Origin of the sequence: Sphingobacterium shayense, assembly GCF_013179575.1 — a bacterium.
GTDB lineage: Bacteria > Bacteroidota > Bacteroidia > Sphingobacteriales > Sphingobacteriaceae > Sphingobacterium > Sphingobacterium shayense.
The window spans coordinates 24,968-43,320 of record NZ_JABMCQ010000014.1; the positions used below are offsets into that span (position 1 = coordinate 24,968).

18 protein-coding genes are annotated in these 18,353 nt (G+C 39.1%); 7 read left to right on the forward strand and 11 right to left on the reverse strand.

The window, feature by feature from the left end; translation table 11 throughout:
* Positions 1-281: 281 nt before the first annotated feature.
* On the forward strand, positions 282-1,271 hold the full coding sequence (locus HP439_RS03435) for an aldo/keto reductase (RefSeq protein WP_172388947.1): 990 nt from the start codon (positions 282-284) through the stop codon (positions 1,269-1,271).
* 104 nt (positions 1,272-1,375) lie between these two features.
* Positions 1,376-2,224, forward strand: coding sequence for an aldo/keto reductase (locus tag HP439_RS03440; RefSeq protein WP_172388948.1), 849 nt, complete (start codon positions 1,376-1,378; stop codon positions 2,222-2,224).
* Between the two features lie 236 nt (positions 2,225-2,460).
* Here the strand turns inward: HP439_RS03440 and HP439_RS03445 are convergent, their stop codons facing one another.
* The 9 genes from HP439_RS03445 to HP439_RS03485 all read right to left on the reverse strand — a co-directional run bounded on the left by HP439_RS03445 (position 2,461) and on the right by HP439_RS03485 (position 12,185).
* A complete protein-coding gene (locus HP439_RS03445) occupies positions 2,461-3,615 on the reverse strand; it encodes a glycoside hydrolase family 130 protein (protein WP_172388949.1) in 1,155 nt (384 codons plus the stop codon).
* A 34-nt stretch (positions 3,616-3,649) separates the two neighbouring features.
* A complete protein-coding gene (locus HP439_RS03450; protein ID WP_172388950.1) occupies positions 3,650-4,927 on the reverse strand; it encodes a sugar porter family MFS transporter in 1,278 nt (425 codons plus the stop codon).
* On the reverse strand, positions 4,924-5,781 hold the full coding sequence (locus HP439_RS03455) for an ROK family protein (RefSeq protein WP_172388951.1): 858 nt from the start codon (positions 5,779-5,781) through the stop codon (positions 4,924-4,926). Before HP439_RS03455 ends, HP439_RS03450 begins: the two co-directional genes overlap by 4 nt.
* 590 nt (positions 5,782-6,371) lie before the next feature.
* Complete coding sequence (locus HP439_RS03460) at positions 6,372-7,589, reverse strand: mandelate racemase/muconate lactonizing enzyme family protein (protein WP_172388952.1); 1,218 nt, start codon at positions 7,587-7,589, stop codon at positions 6,372-6,374.
* A 498-nt stretch (positions 7,590-8,087) separates the two neighbouring features.
* Entirely contained in the window at positions 8,088-9,296 is a 1,209-nt protein-coding gene (gene hmpA / locus HP439_RS03465; protein ID WP_172388953.1) for an NO-inducible flavohemoprotein, read from the reverse strand.
* 58 nt (positions 9,297-9,354) lie between these two features.
* Positions 9,355-9,792: an RrF2 family transcriptional regulator gene (locus HP439_RS03470; RefSeq protein WP_172388954.1), complete on the reverse strand. Its 438-nt coding sequence runs from the start codon at positions 9,790-9,792 to the stop codon at positions 9,355-9,357.
* A gap of 36 nt (positions 9,793-9,828) precedes the next feature.
* Positions 9,829-10,167: a cupin domain-containing protein gene (locus tag HP439_RS03475; RefSeq protein ID WP_172388955.1), complete on the reverse strand. Its 339-nt coding sequence runs from the start codon at positions 10,165-10,167 to the stop codon at positions 9,829-9,831.
* Positions 10,168-10,348: 181 nt separating this feature from the next.
* Complete coding sequence (locus HP439_RS03480; protein WP_172388956.1) at positions 10,349-10,864, reverse strand: DinB family protein; 516 nt, start codon at positions 10,862-10,864, stop codon at positions 10,349-10,351.
* Between the two features lie 76 nt (positions 10,865-10,940).
* A complete protein-coding gene (locus HP439_RS03485; RefSeq protein ID WP_172388957.1) occupies positions 10,941-12,185 on the reverse strand; it encodes an aminotransferase class I/II-fold pyridoxal phosphate-dependent enzyme in 1,245 nt (414 codons plus the stop codon).
* A 301-nt stretch (positions 12,186-12,486) separates the two neighbouring features.
* Between HP439_RS03485 and HP439_RS03490 the strand changes: the two genes are divergently transcribed.
* Positions 12,487-12,768, forward strand: coding sequence for a GNAT family N-acetyltransferase (locus tag HP439_RS03490; protein WP_172388958.1), 282 nt, complete (start codon positions 12,487-12,489; stop codon positions 12,766-12,768).
* 40 nt (positions 12,769-12,808) lie between these two features.
* On the opposite strand, the gene HP439_RS03495 is transcribed toward HP439_RS03490, so the two are convergent.
* Together HP439_RS03495 and HP439_RS03500 are read right to left on the reverse strand one after the other, a co-directional pair.
* Positions 12,809-13,804, reverse strand: a complete 996-nt coding sequence (locus tag HP439_RS03495) for a metallophosphoesterase family protein (RefSeq protein WP_172388959.1) — start codon at positions 13,802-13,804, stop codon at positions 12,809-12,811.
* Between the two features lie 801 nt (positions 13,805-14,605).
* The gene (locus HP439_RS03500; RefSeq protein ID WP_172388960.1) at positions 14,606-15,013 is read right to left on the reverse strand and encodes an NUDIX hydrolase; all 408 of its coding nucleotides are present in this window, start codon (positions 15,011-15,013) and stop codon (positions 14,606-14,608) included.
* Between the two features lie 127 nt (positions 15,014-15,140).
* On the opposite strand from HP439_RS03500, the gene HP439_RS03505 reads away from it, so the two are divergent.
* The 4 genes from HP439_RS03505 to rimK all read left to right on the forward strand — a co-directional run.
* Positions 15,141-15,638: a DNA-deoxyinosine glycosylase gene (locus HP439_RS03505; RefSeq protein WP_172388961.1), complete on the forward strand. Its 498-nt coding sequence runs from the start codon at positions 15,141-15,143 to the stop codon at positions 15,636-15,638.
* Positions 15,639-15,754: 116 nt separating this feature from the next.
* Positions 15,755-16,933 (forward strand): AIR synthase related protein, encoded by a 1,179-nt coding sequence (locus HP439_RS03510; protein WP_172388962.1) that lies wholly within the window; start codon positions 15,755-15,757, stop codon positions 16,931-16,933.
* 2 nt (positions 16,934-16,935) lie between these two features.
* Positions 16,936-17,382, forward strand: a complete 447-nt coding sequence (locus tag HP439_RS03515; protein WP_172388963.1) for an ATP-dependent zinc protease family protein — start codon at positions 16,936-16,938, stop codon at positions 17,380-17,382.
* Between the two features lie 46 nt (positions 17,383-17,428).
* A partial coding sequence (gene rimK, locus HP439_RS03520; protein WP_172388964.1) for a 30S ribosomal protein S6--L-glutamate ligase occupies positions 17,429-18,353 on the forward strand: 925 nt, incomplete at its 3' end.

Genomic DNA, 18,353 nt, shown 5'->3' on the forward strand with positions numbered 1-18,353 from the left:
TAACTATATTTAGTAGATTGTTCGTTCAATAGGAGACGTTCCGAACAGATAGTATCCGCGGAGATTGCTATGAACCCTGTGCGAAAAAGAAATTAATATGGCTGGCTTAAAAAGTGTATCGCCATATTATAACGATAAGGGTTTCTAAATTTATCGAATCATCGACAATAGTTATTAATGATGACAATTTTCGCTGCATCGTCTAACTAAATCCGGGCTATTTCTTACAGCGGAGAAAGTAGATTAAATTATAGAAGCGAAGACACTAAATAATACATAAAATGAAATATATAAAATTAGGGAATAGCGATTTAGAGGTGTCAACAATTACCTTTGGCGCCTGGGCGGCAGGAGGATGGATGTGGGGAAGTACCGACAGAGACGAGGCAGTAAGAGCTATAAAAGCCTCATACGACCTTGGTGTAACCTCGATCGATACTGCACCAATATACGGACAAGGAACAAGCGAAGAAATTGTCGGGGAGGCTATAAAAGGAATTGAACGCGATAAAGTTCAAATTCTGACAAAGTTTGGTATGCGATGGGATATAACAAAAGGAAACCTTGCTATGCATACAAAGAATAATAGCGGAGAGGAAATCGACGTTTATAAATACGCTGGAAAAGAAAGTATTATATATGAATGTGAACAAAGTTTAAAAAGATTGGGCACAGATTATATTGACCTATATCAGATCCATTGGCCTGATATTTCCACACCCATTGATGAAACATTTGAAGGTGTCTCAGCGCTGATAAAACAGGGAAAAATTCGTTTTTCTGGGGTTTGCAATTATAACGTAGAGCAAATGGCTGAAGCCGAAAAGATCCTACCATTAGTATCGAATCAAGTTCCCTTCAGTATGGTAAATCGCGGAATAGAAAACGAAATCATCCCGTACTGTATCGAACATCAAAAATCGATTTTGGCTTACAGCCCATTAGAACGAGGTCTTTTGACGGGGAAAATCCACAACAATTATAAATTTCAGGAAGGCGATCACCGCGCTAATCATAAACATTTTCAACCCGAATTTATTGAAAAGACAAATGCCTTATTGGAAAAAATTAAACCAATTGCAGAAGAGCATAATGCTACATTGGGCCAGTTGGTCTTACGCTGGACAGTCGAAAGATCAGGAATTACTATAGCTTTAGCCGGCGCTAGAAATGCAAAACAAGCCATTGAAAATGCAAAAGCTATTGCCATTAATTTATCAAAAAAAGAAATTGCCACAATTGATAGGTACGTCAACGCATTTAACCTATAGTTGGGGCTTCAGCTACGAGGTCGCCAAGAGGTACCCGAAGAATACTATACTTAATTGATAATGAAACTCGACGCCTTTAATACGGCGTTTTAAAAACACTTTGTATGAAGGATATAAAATTAAATGACGGTCATATCATTTCACCCATTGGATTCGGAACTTACAAAGCTATTGAAGTGGAAGGAATCGAATCGGTACAAAGAGCATTGCAAAGCGGCTATCGTCTGCTTGATACCGCTTCGCGATATCAAAACGAAGAAGCTGTTGGAAAAGGTATTAAACTGAGCGGGATTCCGCGCGAAAACATTTTTGTATCAACCAAAGTGTGGCGGGAGAATTTAGGCTATAAAGAAACCAAAGAAGCGTTCGAGACATCCAGAAAAAAACTAGATTTAGATCATGTTGACCTATATTTAATTCACTGGCCGGCCAATTTCAAAAACTTCGGACAAAACTGGAAAAAAGCGAACGCAGACACATGGCGCGCAATGGAAGACCTACAAGCGGAAGGAAAAATAAAATCTATCGGTGTTAGCAATTTTTGGGAAGAACATATTGATGCTTTACTCGAAACGGCAAGAGTAGTACCCGCAATCAATCAAATTGAGTTTCATCCAGGCTATTGGCAGCCGGAACTAAAAAGATATTGCATGGATAGAAACATTATTATAGAAGCGTGGTCGCCCCTGGCACGGGGACGTGTTTTCGATAATAGACTCCTTCAATCTATTGCAGAAAGACATCAAAAATCGATTTCCCAAGTTTGTTTAAGATGGTGTCTTCAGCACGATACTATTCCTATACCAAAATCCACAACGACCGAAAGAATAACAGACAATATTCAAATTTTCGATTTTGAATTAACCCCAATAGAAATGGAACAGATCAATCAAATTCCCAAAATGGGTTTTAGTGGAGAACTTCCGAACGAATGGCCCGATTATGTTCAATGAACATCCCATAATTGATTTTAAAACGACTTGCTTTTTCACTGTCGATCGCCATTCGCTTATTATTCTCTGGTTAATGGTAGAATCGTACCTGAAGGCTATATAGTGACTGTATTCTTACTTTGTCCCGACTATTCCTTTTCACAAAATATAAAAAAACTTCTACCGCGAAAAAAGCCTTCGCCTGCGGGCCAATCACCAAGGTTTTCCACCACAAATGTCATAAGATTAGGGTTCCTTTAGGGTAAAGGATCTAAATTCGCTGGTTTTTCGGGATCATAAATTGCAACGCCAACTTTAGAGTCTGCACAACCGTAATACAGCAACCATTTCCTTTTAAAATATACAAGACCCTCGATGAACACAGTTCCGTCGACATACTGCCCACTTTTCTCGAATGATTCCAATGGTCTCAGAAACGGAACATCTAAGCGGTTCAAAACCACTGTAGGGTCGTTAGAATCGAAAAGAACTTGCCCTGCGGAATAAGTACCTTTATTAAAGCGCTTATCTCCATTTTTTAAATCGTTCTTGCCATTATACAATAGCAAAATGCCTTTCTCTGTCTTTACTGCAGGAGGACCGCATTCAGTGAGTGCACTATCGAAATACCCCACCCGTGGACGGATAAATGCCTTCAGCGCTCCATAATCATCAACTATCGGTTCCCAGTCTATCAGATTGTCCGAGGTCGCGCCGTATACGCCATTTTCACCCCAATACAACCAATATTTTCCATTGACTTTTGCAATCACCTGCTTGTTATTTATAACCTCAGTAACTATCGACGCAGATTTATGGGGTTTATCCACCAGTGAAGGAAACATCTTTGATTTGCGAAAGATGGGTCCGTGCTTAACCCATGTTTTCAAATCTTTTGAAATAGCAACACCTATACGAGGTGTTTTTCGATTCCATTGCGTATAAAACATAACATACTGACCATCGGTAGTCTCCGCGATACGCGGATCTTCTGTGCCTCCGGGCCATTCATACGCTTTTTGGTTATCGTTATCTGGATAGAAAACAGGCGTGCTTTGACGTATAAAACGTATTCCATCAGCACTTCTTGCAAAACCTAAGCGTGATGTTCTATGTCCAATTTTAACTCCGGATTTATCTTCTGCCCGGTATAATACATACACACTATCTCCTTTCACTATGGCGGCCGGATTAAATGTATCATTTGCTTCCCAGCGAACGCGTTTTCCACTCATTGGATCAAGAAAAACGGTTGTACTATCAGGCTCAATTATAGGGTTAACGCCTTCGGGCCGAACGAACCCGCCGAACACCCAATCAGGGGTTTTATACCTCTGTTGAAATTGAGAGCTACAACTAAATACGGTCGATAATACCGCGATAAAAATAATCGGCTTAAATAACTTCGTCATCTCTATCTATTATTAGAATTCATTTTCGGGTATATTAACGTATTTCTTCTAGAGATTTACCTTTTGTCTCCGGCATAAAGAGAAAAAATATGAAAGACCCAACAACCATAATCGTGTAGAACAAGAACACATAGTAACCGCCAAGTATACTACCTTCTACAATGACGGGAAATACCCAAGAAATAATTGCTGCAAATACCCAATGCGTCGTACTCCCCAAGGAAGACCCTTGGGCACGAACTTCATTAGGAAAAATTTCTGCGAGAAACACCCAGATAACCGCGCCCTGCGATAATGCGAAAAATGCAATAAAGCCTAGTATATAATAAAGTAAAAATTCCGCGTTTATACCCTTAAGACCAAAGGCAGTAAGCAGCAAGAATATAAACATTCCTACGGCGCCTGTTAACAATAATTTTTTACGGCCAAAACGATCAATTATAGTCATACCGACTATAGTAAAGAGCAAGTTCGTCCCGCCGATAAAAATTGGCTGGAGATATGCTAATTCAGCACTAAAACCCGCCATATCAAATATCCGTGGGGCATAATACAGAATTGCGTTAATACCAGTCATCTGATTGAAGAAGGCTAAAAGAACAGCAAATAATATAGGTTTTGAATACTTAGACTGAAATAGATTAGTACTCGATTTGTTTGTTTGCGGGTGATTCGCATCTATTGTAAACATTTCTCCCAAACGAAGATAACTTGCTCGTGCTTTTTCCAATTGACCACCATGTTGTAGCCAACGTGGGCTTTCCGGAATTTGTTTAAGCAAAAAGATAAAAAAAAGCGCGGGAACAGCCATGATCCCAAGCATATAACGCCACGAATCGAGTTCAACCCCCATAAATAAAAAATTGGTCAGATAGGCTGTAAAAATTCCAAGAACAATCATGATCTGGAATGTACCAGTAAGCTTTCCTCTGTCTTTCGCAGGAGCAATTTCTGAAGTATATACAGGCCCGACGACTGAGCTAATCCCCACAGCCAAGCCACCCAATAGACGAAACAATAAAAAGAGTTCCCATATGGAAGCTAGCGCACATCCGATTGCAGAGAGCAGATAAAAAAGTGCCACAAAGTAAAGTACAGGTTTGCGTCCATAATAGTCCGCGACGCGGCCAGCGAAGATCGCACCTACAATTGTCCCCACCAAAGATATAGACACTGTAAGTCCATGACGCATCGAGTCGAGGTGCCACAGCTTTTGTATGATTTGCTCGGCACCAGATATGACGGCTGTCTCAAACCCGAATAAAAAGCCTCCTAAAGAAGCAATAAGTGTAAATTTCCAAACTGGTCTCATGGGTGTTCTGGAATGAAAGTTAATCCTAAAAATAAATTGCGCTCATCGAACGATGCAATTTCAATGTTTTGCCCTTGAGGTATATTTAAAGATTTATAAAAATACATATGGGCTTTAGCGATACTACCACCTATAACAATCAAGTCCGGAGATAATGGGACTATATATCGCTTAATAAAAAGGCTTAAATTGCGACTTAAAAAATCAAATACCTCTTTTCTTTCCCTTGCAAGCGATTCCTCATCCACGAGTTTTTTGATATTATCCACAGAGACCTCGCCAAAAAGACCCTGTAGATGGGCAAGCATTCCTCGTGTTGAAATAAAATCCTCCGCGATTCCGCCTGCGAATGATGCCGATCCGTAATTTAGATCCCTTACCTTACCATTCTCGTAAATCGAAGATCCTAAACCTGTTCCTAGGGTAAGTCCAACGACGCACTGTCTTTGTATTTTTCGACAATATATCTCCCCCAATAAAAATGCTGTTGCATCATTGTAAAAATGTATATATCCCGAATTAATACCCAGAATATCAGAGAAATGGTCTTTTAAATTATAATTCAGTAGGTCTTGGTATTTATTCATCCCGTCCATCAAAGATATTCCATTTTGATAGTCAAACGGACCGGGACAAGAGACAATCATTTCGGACGGACTAATTTTGTACTTCGATAACGTCTTATGGATAACGTGCTCTATTTGAGAAAGTATTTCTTGTCGACTAGCATTAGAATTAACATCTCCCCGGAAATAGGAGCCCTCGACAACACGCTCTTCTCTACGATTAATAAGAATCGAAGAACAATGGGTTCCCCCCAGATCTATACACAAAGTAATATTTTGTTTAGACATTGATCTAGAATTGGTATATATAACCGGTCCGCAAAACCGGTTTAGCTTAATATCAAATATAGCATTAAAATTATATTATCAGAACTTTTTAAAGGAGAATAGATTATCTCATAAACTACTCGAATATTGTCCTAAGTGCGATCGTTTCAGCAAAAACACGGAGGCCAAACGATGAGAAACGTAAATATACCAACATCGTGTATACTTCTTCATCTTTTATCACCAATGTCGTAAGTCACTTGTTAAAGGAGATTATATGAAACCGAGCTAGATCAAAGTGCATATCTTATCCGGCAGATCTTCTACTTATCTTTTACAAATAGCGGCTAGATCGAACCAAGAATCTATTCGTCGAATAGTGCTAGTACCTCCGGCATTAATCGGTGAGTGTGTTGGCACAAAAATATTTCTCACTCAGGCTGGGTGCTTTGTTCGGTCAAAAGCTAAGGCGTCTCTTAATATCACTCCAGAACACACAGTCAAAAGGTTAGAATATCGCGTAAACCCCATCCACCAATAACTGGAAGATGGGATTTACACTCATTCTTCTATAAAACATGCCCCAACACGCTGATAAAACAGTGGGCCTTCTATACTTTCTTTAAGAGTGGTATCCCAAAACCAGCGGTAGCCGGAGGGATTAATTTACCATTGGAAACTTTATAACCTGAAAAGTCAACGTCATCCGACGTACTAGTAACGCCTTCGATCGTCACAGTATTCCCCAGACCGCCTGCTAAATGCGCAGTATAATATGTTTTCAACAAAGAGCCCCAGGCATGTGGCGATGCTTGCGCTCCCAATTGTTTCAATTCCGGCATCAATTTCCTCCAATTGGTAAAACCAAGCCCTTCAATATCGGTCAAATGTACATCCAAAAGCTTTTGCTCAAAGAGTTGCCGCAACAATACGGGATCCGGATCTGCCTCTCCGTCGGCCAGCAACGTACTGATACCTTCACTTCGAACATAACTCCGCAGTTTTTTATAATCAACAACCGTTTCATGAAACGGTTCTTCAATCCAAAATAAATCCACGGTGGGTATCCCTTTGAGGTATTGGATAAATTGGTCAACCGAAAATCCATTATTTCCATCCACTAAGATCCTACAATCCGGAAAGGCTTCTGCAACCGCATTCGTCACCTCAATATCTCGCTGCAACCCTTCTTTAAATGGCATCCATTTATGGCCTCGCCCGATTTTTAACTTAAACTGCCTGTATCCAACACCATAGTCGTACTTACATTCTTCCAAGATACGATCGATTCCTGCCGGTTTATCTTTAGGTTCCAAATCATCGAAATAAATCATACCGCTATAATAATCTGTTATAAACGGTTTCTCTCTTCCAAGCAACTGGTATACTGGCTTTTGTAATATCACGCCTGCGAGATCATGTAAAGCGATATCAAAAGGGATATACCTATCCTCGGAGATACCACTATTGACAGCAAACACTTCTGAAACTTTTTTTCCCAACATATCGCTAGCTATACTTTCTGCATCCCGTTTCGATCCACGCAGCGAAGCCCATCCCATAGCCCCTTGATCTGTTCTTATCACACAAATCTCGACGTTTGGACCATATCCATGAAGATCAAGGCGAGCATTTTTTCCAACCAGACGCGGATACTTCAGTTGTACGTTCGAAAATTTTATCTCCTGGATACGATGATAGTCCAACTCTTTCTCTCGATCGGAAAAGTTCGGAAACGATGTTAGTGTCGTCCCAAATATGTCACCGTTATAAAGTGTAGCAGATGCAATTCCGAGGTTTAGCGCTTGTAAGAATGTTCTTCGTTTCATAGTTAACTTCTTTCGTGTGTTTAAGAAAATGGTTTATTTCGGTTATTATCGTCTAAATAAATAGGCGTATTAAAGATTTGCATTCCATCGGGTTATATCCGCCGAAACTTAAAATCTTTTCAGTAAATATACATGGTAACCTACACTCTTTTATAGCAACTACAGTTCAATAGATTGACAATTTGTATCAAAAAAAATCAATTAAATGTTTTTACAGGACGGAGAAATTAGTTTTTGAACCTAAATAATTACTTTGATGCCCCATAGACAAAACTGCGGTTTTTAACTGACCCTATTAAAAAAACAAAAGTGTTTACCTATCGAAAGAAATTTAATTCTCGCACCCCCGTCACAAATACATTTATCTTCGGACCCTTCTCAATTAGTGATATGATCCGTTTTTGTTCTGGAAAATTCTATGCCTACCCGAGAATAGTGACCCGAAGAAATAAGGCATTAAAACCCACCTAGATTTCTTCGGATTAATTACATAAACTATTAATTCATGTTCAACGACGCTGGTCCGAATTCTTCAAAGTGAATAGCCTCTCTAGGAACACCATTCCCCACGAGATAGTCATAGTGTTTCGCAATAAATGGAGCCGGACCACAGATATAGTATTCAGCCTGTTCGTGTAAAACATGCTCCTTAATCCTTGCTAATTCCACCCATCCCTTGTGAACAACTCCACTCTCCTCTTCGAGGTCATCGTAAAAAATATGTGGCCTAACATTAGAGAATGTATTTGCAATTTCCTTAACGCGGTCTTTAAATGCATGTACAGCCTCATTTCGACAACCGTGAATCCATGTGATAGGGTTGTTTTGACTGCGTTGCTCACTCAACAACTTTTCTAGCATTGCGATCAATGGTGTTTGTCCTACCCCCCCACTAATGAATACTTTTGCCGATATTGACCCTTCGTCCAAGATAAACACTCCCGCAGGAGCAGAAAGATCAACGATATCACCTTCATTAACAAAATCATGTAAACGGTTGCTAATCATTCCATCGGGATGTGTACTTCCACTTTCGCGCTTGACTGAAACACGATAGAATTCTCCGTTTGGCGCGCAAGATATACTGTATTGACGTGGCTGTAAAAGATTCAGTTCCGGAAGAAACAAACGCAAGCTAATATATTGCCCTGGTTTATAGTCAGCAACGGCTCCACCATCGGCAGGATAAAGATAAAACGAAGTAATTTCGTTCGACTCTTTAATCTTTTTACGTACCGTAAATGGCCTCCATCCTGCCCAACCTCCCACTTTGTCAATTTGCTTTTGATATAAATCTTTCTCGTGGCCTGTCATTAGGTCTGCGAGTTGACCGTACGCTACTGTCCATGCATCAACCAATTCAGGTGTCGCGGCCTCTCCCAACACCTCCCCTATGGAGGCAATTAAATGTCTCCCGACTATCGCATAATGTTCAGGACGTATATCAAGACTTGTGTGCTTATGTCCTATATTGTTTATTACGGGTAACAACACCGATGGATCATCTATATGTTCAGCATAGGCTAAGACAGCTGTTGCTAGGGCCGTCTGTTGTTTACTATTTTGCTGATTACCCATATTAAATACGTGTTTTAATTCGGGGTTATGGTCGAACATACGTTTGTAAAAATGCGTAGTTAACAATACACCGTGTTCTTTCAATACTGGCACAGTGGCCTTTACCAATTGTTTTTGTTCTGTTGTCATATTAATTGTTAAAAAAATAAAAGACATTTTTGTCCTCTATTGTGATAAAAAAATTTTTCTACTTATTTAAAGTTAACTGCCCACGAATTAATTCGTTATCGAACTGACTTATACTAGTCTTGTATAGCATATTTGTGATACGATTGCGTACGTTTTTAAAATCATTATGTAATGGGCACGGGTTTAGCTCAGAGCAATAGCTTAATCCCATCGCGCACCCCGTGAATATCTCATCGCCATCGATTGCGGTGACTATATCGGAAAGTGGTCGCTTAAAACTATCAGCGTCAATATAAAATCCGCCGTTTGGACCTTTTACGGAATGGACAATCCCCGCTTTCGCCAATTTTTGTAGAATTTTAGCCAAAAAAGGTTCCGGCGAATCTATACTAGCCGCTATTTCCTTTATTCCAGCCTTATACCCTTCATGTGTCCGTTGCGATATATAAAATACGGCACGAATTGCATATTCACATGTTTTAGAAAATATCCCCATGATCGTTTTTTTAGTTTTCGCGTATAACAACTTTGCTTATACTCCGATTCCCGATTTCGCTTGGTCCTTAGAACCTTTATGAATGCTCAGCCGTACGATACTACGCTCAATCGCAATTAAGTCATGTGGGATATTTGCCTCCAACGCAACTAATGCTCCTTGTTTGAGTATATGGCGTTCATTTACAAAACCAAAATCGATAATACCCTTAATAATATGCACAACAATAGGAAATTGCGATTCATGCTTTTTCATCTGCTGCCCCTGGTCAAAGACTATCCGAAATTCTTTCACTGAGTTATTTTCTAGCAATAACTCAACGGATGGTCGGCCATCGCGGTATTCAATTTTATCTAATATCGAAATTATCTTCATATCAAAATAAGCTATCAATATACTAACCGTCTTACTGCTGTTGAAGTCTGACGTCTCAAATACAAAGATAGAAAGTAGTTTTAAAATAAAAGACTAAAAAGTCTTTTATTTTAAAACTACTTTAATAATTAAAATTCTTCCTCTCGTACTGACCTCTCTGCCAATTCAATTAACGATCTGTTTATGCAAACATATCAACTCTGTCTTTATATAAATTCCAAAAATTGTAATCAGTTAAAGGGGCATCGACGACGCCGAGTGCTCTGCCAATCGTCACAACCTGCCCCCTATGATAAGCCGCATGATACGTCAGCTGCTGAACATATTCAAATTTCGAGAAATTACAAGTAAACCACTCGTTTTTTATTTCAACAGTTTTAAGCAACTCCTCTTGATCAAGTTCCTTGAAATAAGAGACTAGAAGTCTAGAGCTACCAATTAGCGAATCAAATATTTGACCCCTATCTAAATCTGTTACTTCTCTCTCAACAGCTATATCCTGCTGTTCCTTGATGACGGACCACCAATACTCTTGGGTTTGTAAAATGTGATGCAAAGTATGTAGAATACTTGAGAAACTCGATTCTACGTGCGTCGTCAACAGGATATCGCTTTTGTCCGACAACCATTTATAGTACTGTTCGTTAACCCATAAATTATATTCTAGGCTGTTTAAGATAATTTGTTTTAGGTACATGTTTTTCAGTTTAATTCCTTTAACAAAAATACCCAGGAGATTGACAACAGTATGTCAGCATCCGATAAAAAATCTATTAAACAAATTGCTTTTCATTTAAAAACACAGATTCAATAACAGAAAGAGCCGTATTCAGCTGCTCCGTGGTGTGCAAGGCCGAGAGACTCATTCGAACCCTAGCATCTTTTTTAGAAACAGCAGGGTACAATATCGCATTCGCGTAAATTCCTTTTTTGAAAATTGCTTTGTTCATAGCGACAGTTAGATGCGGGTCTTTTAATTTAAGAGGGAAAATTGCTGAACTCGTCGTACCAATATCAATGCCTATGTCTAGCAATCCAGAACGGAAGTGGGCCATATTTTGTCGCAATTTTTCTTGCCACTGTGGTTCTTCATCGATCAGTTCTATTGCTTTAACGATTCCCAAACTAACTGGGCCAGCGGTAGCGGAAAATATTTGCTGGCGAGATTGGAACTTCAAAAATGCCGCATTCTCGGCGCTACAGATCACATATCCTCCAATGGCACCAAAGGTTTTACTAAATGTACCTGTAATAAAGTCCACTTCTTCCAAAAGTCCTGCCTCTTCTAACGCCCCTCTTCCGGTCTTACCTATTACACCTACACCGTGTGCATCGTCAACCATGACATAAGCTCCATACTTTTTACATAACGCAACGATTTCCTTCAACGGCGCAACATCTCCGTCTTGTGAGTAAACGCCATCTACAATAACCATACGCGTACGGTATTTATCTACTGTATTCTGCAGTATACGTTCTAAGCTTTCAGTGTCGTTATGTAAAAATGTTTTCTTGTTGGTCAAAATACATCCCTCATGGACGCTGGTATGAACAGCCATGTCAACTATGGCAATATCTTCTTTCTGTAATAAGCTTTGTAAAGATGCGCTATTGGCGGTGTACCCTGTCGTATAAATAACAGAACAATCTTCTTGTCTACCGAAAAATGCTGCAATCTTTTTTTCTAATAATCTATGATAATCAAAAAAACCACCTATTAACGGAGAAGCCCCCGCACCGGTACCGTACCGTTCAATGCCTTCAATAGCAGTTTGTTTAACTTTAGGATGCTGCGTAAAACCTAGATAATCGTTAGACACAAAACTAATAAAAGAATCTCCGTGCTTACTTTCAAGAGTCATATTCGCATTGCAGCCACTCTTACCAACAATACGATAACTTTGGAAATCATCAAATCCCATATGCGTGAGATACTTTTTAAAAATCTTCGAACGGTCATTAAGATCTAATTCGGGGATATTTTCAAAATCTTTAAAAGTAAGTTTATCAAAATTCATGTTGTGTCAGTTTTATTGATTAAAAAATTATATTAGGTAGAAAATCTAGTTAAAATTATCATTTTTGCATGAAATAGATGTAATTAAATTAAATTATTTTTTTAAACATAAGATTGTTTGATATTTTCCACAAGTTGTCGCATTAAAATTATTAATCATTTAATATACAAACCCTTATAATTTAACAAAACCACTTATCAATACTGATTTTCCAGCGATAGCACGGCAGGTCTATTACATAATTCAAAATCGCCGTATGTTAATCAAAGTTTCTTATATTTAAATAAAAAAGAATCAGTTTATGACAACAATTACGAACAAAGAAGGTAAAAAAGGATTATTCGAAATTTTCGAAGATGGACAACTTGCAGGAGAAATGAGCTACACTTGGGCAGGAAATACAAAATTTATAATCGATCATACAGAAGTGTTCTCGGGAAATGAAGGAAAAGGATTAGGCAGAAAGCTTGTTATGGCCGGAGTTGATTTTGCTCGCGATAAGGACGTCAAAATTTTACCGTTATGCCCATATGCCAAAAATGTATTTGATAAAACGCCAGAAATTAAAGACGTCTTATTTTAAAGAAAAAATCACCTTGCTACCTTGTAACATATAGAGAATATTACTTTTGTTGCCCTAAGTCCGAGCGATATACCACCCCGTTAAAACCAGTGATTGAGTCCGGGAGGTTCCGATGCGGAATTTGCTGATGATCTTCGGCATAAAAGCCTCTAATTGCCCTAAAATCGACACCAGATCCCTTTGGAATATCGATAATACTATAAGATTTGGAACCCTCTAAACTTTGTCCCAACAACCGCCTCGGCCCACCGCCTAAACACCCATTGTGTAGCAGAATTACATTATTTTTTACACCCGGAAAATAGGCATGTTGATGCCCCGATACATAGATCTGAACATTATATCTTTTTAAAAATGCAATCGTCTGATCTGCTCTGTCAAGCACTTCACCGGTTTTATTTTTTGACTCCACAATTGCATATAATGGTAAATGCCCCATAACAACTCTCGCCCGCGCGGAGGTCGCAAGCGTCGAGGTAAGCTGCTGTTCCATCCATGAGACAACGTTTGCAGGAATAATTGAGGAGGATGCATCCCAACTAATGAAAAAGACATCATTCTGTCTATAGGAAAAATAATACGGGTAGTTCGTATCATCAACGAAATCTAGATTTGTTTTATCTTTTTGCTCTTTCCAAAATATAGAAGCCTCTGCTCTGTCATTCTTAAAATTTGGTGAGGCATCGTGATTTCCCATTGTAAACGCAAATGGGATACCTCTAAGAGTGATAGGATCAAACACTTCGCGGGCGAACCCGTGCCACATCGCTCGAATTTCCTGACGAGTTAAACTAGCTTTTTGACCCGCAACCATATCTCCTCCACAAAGAATAATATCAGGTTTAATAGAGTCGATTTTCGCTACAACCTCACGCACGTCCGAACTATAAGTAATCGAACCATAGGAATCATTTAAATCGGAGATAACCATAACGCGCATATTATCACCGCTATCTGTCGCCCGCTCACTTTGCGCAAAACACGGAAAACAAAGAAATGTCGTAAAAACGGCTATTTGATATATCAGAATTTTCATAAAGAGTAGACGCATTTAAGAAAGTTACAAAAAAACATAAAAAGATAAAGGACTAGGTGAAAATAGATATACACTCGCCCATAAGAAAGAAAGTTTTATTTTACACACCTCAACAAAAAAAATTAACCCGAGAACTTTCGCCAGCGGGTTAACTTTTATAACATAATTTTCATAAGCTATATCCGCAGACGGGCTGCCTTCCGGATATACAACAAAACTACACATTAAATACATTCTTTAAAATATTTTTTTTTAAATAATTTGGTAAAAATAAAGATACAATATTTAATCAATAATTAAACAAACAAACCTAAATACGCTAAAAACAGAGTATTTAACATCTTTTAACACTTTTAATTTCTTGAAAAGAAAAATATAACTACACGTATATTAAAATACTATAAGATAAATTAAATACAACCTACAAATGGCTGCAATATTTCATCACACTATTCTTTTTTAGCAAAAAAAACGTTTTAGTATAAATTATTGGTTATCTTTTTTTCACGCAGAAAGAAATTAGCTTCTAATCCGCAAAAAGAAGTTACCAATGCAACCATCAACGTCTTTCATAAATATCAGAATAAACTATTAAAATTCACCCAAACAGTTCATAGTTCGCGGCAATTACAAAACTAAAAAACAGAACGTCGTCAGCTACACTGATACGATATGGCAACTTAAAATGTTCGCTAAAATACTCCAACATAATATGAGCGACTATTTAGTATTTAGATATAACGACCGCTCCTCCTTCTTTGCGCATCTCTAGCGTTAAAACAAACTCGACATAAATATCATCTATACGCCGGCATTCAACCAACGGGGTAAAGCAAATTCTTCTAAAAGATGTGCTAATTTATATTGACGATAAGTATCCCTAGTTAACCATACGATCTCTTCTATTTCCGATTTTGCAGAAATCTTAAACGGATCAAAAATATGTAACAAAAAAATATTAGCCTCAACCATAGTATGCTTTTCGTTTACCGCGATAGCTCGATGAGAACCTATAAAATGCAAATCCGTTAACTGAATCGCTAGCCCCAGCTCTTCATTCAGCTCTCGCGCCAATGCTTCAGGATAAGTTTCATTCGGTTCAATTTTACCTCCCGGCATCATATAATATAACGACTTCTTCTTTCGCACTGCCAGTAATCGACCTTCTAGGTCCATTATCATTACCGTAGCTAAATTGATTGTATCCATATTAAACTTGATTTATAATTTCCAACTTCGCCAATAATATACCCCTTCTCAAAGGCCTAGTTAAGAAATTAAATCTTTGTCAAACAAAGGTATTAAATACCAGAAAAGAAAGTACTATTTTTGAGGAATGCTCAAAAAATCATTCGCCCCTGTTATTGCTACTAATCCTAAAATTTTAATTTTAGGGAGTCTCCCTGGAGACCGCTCACTAAAAGAAAATGAGTATTATGCCCATCCACAAAACCGATTTTGGCCGATAATAACGGATATTTTGAACGCCAACCCTGGGCTCGATTACAATAAACGCATCCACTTGTTGCAAACCAGCGGAATTTGCCTATGGGACGTCTGTGAAACTGCACTGCGCATGGGGAGCATGGATACTGACATCCTTAAAGAAACACCGAACGATATCTCTACCTTACTCGATAAAAACCTGTCAATATTCGCAATTTTGTTTAATGGCAAAAAAGCGGAGCAACTGTTTGATCGGTATCATCGGCGCCGTGCGAATCTACAATACTTTACCCTCCCCAGTACAAGTCCAGCAAATGCTCGATACCGTAGAGATCAGCTAGTTCAGGCGTGGGACATCATTTCTGAACTGCTACGCTCCGATAACTAAAAATCCACCAGTTGAATGTCATTTGTGAAACAAATCGTCCAATAAATGTTATACTGGATACTTTTTAAACAGAAGGTTATAAGAATATCATTGTGTTTGTTATTTTTGCAAACGAGATGTCAGATTTAAAATACAACCAAAGAGGTGTGTCCGCAGGAAAAGAGGATGTACACAATGCGATAAAAAATATCGACAAAGGACTATTCCCGAAAGCCTTCTGCAAAATCATACCAGATATTTTAGGCGGTGATGCTGCTTGGTGCAACATTATGCATGCTGATGGCGCCGGTACAAAATCGTCCTTAGCATACATCTATTGGAAAGAAACCGGTGACATCTCGGTATGGCGAGGTATTGCACAAGACGCGATCATAATGAACGTTGATGATCTTCTTTGTGTTGGCGCTGTTGACAACATACTACTTTCTTCAACAATCGGAAGAAATAAAAATCTCATTCCAGGCGAAGTTCTGGCTGAAATCATTAATGGCACGGAGGAAATTCTTGCTGAATTACGTGGATTAGGACTAGGTATTTACTCTACAGGTGGGGAAACAGCTGACGTCGGTGATTTAGTACGCACCATTATCGTTGACAGTACCGTCACCTGTCGAATGAAACGGGATCAGGTCATTTCCAATCATAATATTAAAGATGGAAACGTGATAGTTGGTTTAGCTTCCTCTGGACAAGCAAGCTACGAAACGGAATATAATGGTGGCATGGGTTCAAATGGATTAACTTCCGCTCGACATGATGTCTTTCATAAATATGTTGCTGAGAAATATCCCGAGAGTTACGATCCGGCAGTACCTTATGAGCTGATATTTTCGGGGAGCTGTAAACTAACTGACGAGATTCAAGTGGAAACGGGTGAGCGCGTTACAGCCGGCAAGCTAGTACTCTCTCCAACACGTACCTACGCACCCGTTATTAAATCCATCTTAGATAAATATCGTAAACAGATCGATGGAATGGTACATTGCTCGGGCGGAGCGCAGACTAAAGTACTTCACTTTGTCGACGAAGTTCATATAATTAAAGATAATTTATTTCCGATTCCAACACTTTTTAATCTTATACAAGAACAGTCCCAGACACCTTGGGAAGAAATGTACAAAGTTTTCAATATGGGACATCGCATGGAGCTTTATGTGCCACAAGAAATTGCAGAGAGCATTATCAACATTTCGGAATCCTTTGGTATCCCGGCGCAAATTATTGGTCGAGTTGAAAAGTCTGAATCAAAAAAAGTAACCATTCGCTCTGAATTTGGCGAGTTCATCTACGAATAACTATGGTCGTCCTCAAGGATAAACCCATAATCGGCGCTGTTGAAGTTGTAGACCTGCCAGAGTTAGGACTGTACAACATTTATGCAAAGATAGACACCGGGGCTGAAACATCAGTACTCCACTGTGAACACTTTGAGGTGTTTGAAAAAAATAACCACCGATATATCCGTTGTTACGTCAACGAGCATCCAGAAAGCCAGTCGGAAAATCTCATGACGTTAACCTTTCTTATCCATCGGGAACGAGAAGTAAAAAATTCATTTGGTCAAGCTGAAACGCGGCATATCTTTATTACCAAGATTAGATTGTTTGACACCCTATTCGACATAAAATTATCTGTAAGAGACCGTTCAACGATGTCTTACCCGATGCTGCTTGGCAGAAACTTTATAAACGGTAAGTTTCTGGTTGACGTATCCAAAAAAGAGCTAGCAAAAAATAGCCTTTAAAACTTATTCTAGATTTATCTGTTCTTAACCTTAAAAGAATTATCCAGTGAACATCGCCGTATTATCGACGAATAGAAATCTCTATTCAACCAAACGCTTAGTCGAGGCAATCGAAGCATCAGGACACGAAGCTCAAGTTATAGACCACAGTAAATGCTACGTGGGCATACAACAGGGGAAACCTACTATACATTACAGGGGCCACGACTTAGCGCATATAGACGCAATAATTCCACGAATTGGTAACTCTTTAACATTTTATGGTTCTGCCATTGTGCGTCAATTTGAGGTAATGGATGTCGTCTCAGCGAATCCTAGCCAAGCAATTACCCGGTCTCGCGACAAACTTCGTTGCATGCAAATCCTATCTGGCGCTGGCTTAGGTTTACCCATAACAGGGTTTGCACGGTCTGTTTCCGATGTAGACGACCTAATTAGTATGGTCGGAGGTGCTCCATTAGTGATCAAATTATTAGAAGGCACTCAAGGTATCGGCGTCGTATTAGCGGAGACAAAAAAAGCGGCTTCCTCAGTAATAGAAGCTTTTTACGGCCTGGGAAACAATATACTAATACAGGAATATATCAAAGAAGCAAAGGGCACCGATATTCGCGCATTTGTCGTGGATGGAAAAGTTGTGGGCGCGATGAAAAGAACCGCTAAAGAAGGCGAATTCCGCTCCAATTTGCACCGTGGAGGGTCGGCCGAAATTGTAAAATTAACCAGAGCAGAAAAAGAGACTGCAATATCCGCGGCAAAGGCCATGGGATTGACAGTTGCTGGTGTAGACATGCTTCCCTCTGCCCGAGGACCTCTAATCCTTGAAGTGAATTCTTCGCCTGGTCTAGAAGGAATTGAGGCAGCCACTGGAAAGGACATTGCAATTGAAGTGGTCAAATATCTAGAACGGCAATATGCAGTAAAACAGGCCGCAAGACCGGCAACGGTAAAAAGAAAAGTCAAGAAAGAAA

What these genes read in the sequence shown, in the direction of transcription:
- HP439_RS03515 (WP_172388963.1), top strand. Translation starts at nt 16,936, where the DNA reads ATGGTCGTCCTCAAGGATAAACCCATAATCGGCGCTGTTGAAGTTGTA.
- HP439_RS03505 (WP_172388961.1), top strand. Translation starts at nt 15,141, where the DNA reads ATGCTCAAAAAATCATTCGCCCCTGTTATTGCTACTAATCCTAAAATT.
- HP439_RS03495 (WP_172388959.1), bottom strand. Translation starts at nt 13,804, where the DNA reads ATGAAAATTCTGATATATCAAATAGCCGTTTTTACGACATTTCTTTGT.
- hmpA (WP_172388953.1), bottom strand. Translation starts at nt 9,296, where the DNA reads ATGACAACAGAACAAAAACAATTGGTAAAGGCCACTGTGCCAGTATTG.
- HP439_RS03510 (WP_172388962.1), top strand. Translation starts at nt 15,755, where the DNA reads ATGTCAGATTTAAAATACAACCAAAGAGGTGTGTCCGCAGGAAAAGAG.
- HP439_RS03490 (WP_172388958.1), top strand. Translation starts at nt 12,487, where the DNA reads ATGACAACAATTACGAACAAAGAAGGTAAAAAAGGATTATTCGAAATT.
- HP439_RS03480 (WP_172388956.1), bottom strand. Translation starts at nt 10,864, where the DNA reads ATGTACCTAAAACAAATTATCTTAAACAGCCTAGAATATAATTTATGG.
- HP439_RS03445 (WP_172388949.1), bottom strand. Translation starts at nt 3,615, where the DNA reads ATGACGAAGTTATTTAAGCCGATTATTTTTATCGCGGTATTATCGACC.
- HP439_RS03470 (WP_172388954.1), bottom strand. Translation starts at nt 9,792, where the DNA reads ATGGGGATATTTTCTAAAACATGTGAATATGCAATTCGTGCCGTATTT.
- HP439_RS03475 (WP_172388955.1), bottom strand. Translation starts at nt 10,167, where the DNA reads ATGAAGATAATTTCGATATTAGATAAAATTGAATACCGCGATGGCCGA.
- HP439_RS03455 (WP_172388951.1), bottom strand. Translation starts at nt 5,781, where the DNA reads ATGTCTAAACAAAATATTACTTTGTGTATAGATCTGGGGGGAACCCAT.
- HP439_RS03500 (WP_172388960.1), bottom strand. Translation starts at nt 15,013, where the DNA reads ATGGATACAATCAATTTAGCTACGGTAATGATAATGGACCTAGAAGGT.
- HP439_RS03435 (WP_172388947.1), top strand. Translation starts at nt 282, where the DNA reads ATGAAATATATAAAATTAGGGAATAGCGATTTAGAGGTGTCAACAATT.
- HP439_RS03450 (WP_172388950.1), bottom strand. Translation starts at nt 4,927, where the DNA reads ATGAGACCAGTTTGGAAATTTACACTTATTGCTTCTTTAGGAGGCTTT.
- HP439_RS03440 (WP_172388948.1), top strand. Translation starts at nt 1,376, where the DNA reads ATGAAGGATATAAAATTAAATGACGGTCATATCATTTCACCCATTGGA.
- HP439_RS03485 (WP_172388957.1), bottom strand. Translation starts at nt 12,185, where the DNA reads ATGAATTTTGATAAACTTACTTTTAAAGATTTTGAAAATATCCCCGAA.
- HP439_RS03460 (WP_172388952.1), bottom strand. Translation starts at nt 7,589, where the DNA reads ATGAAACGAAGAACATTCTTACAAGCGCTAAACCTCGGAATTGCATCT.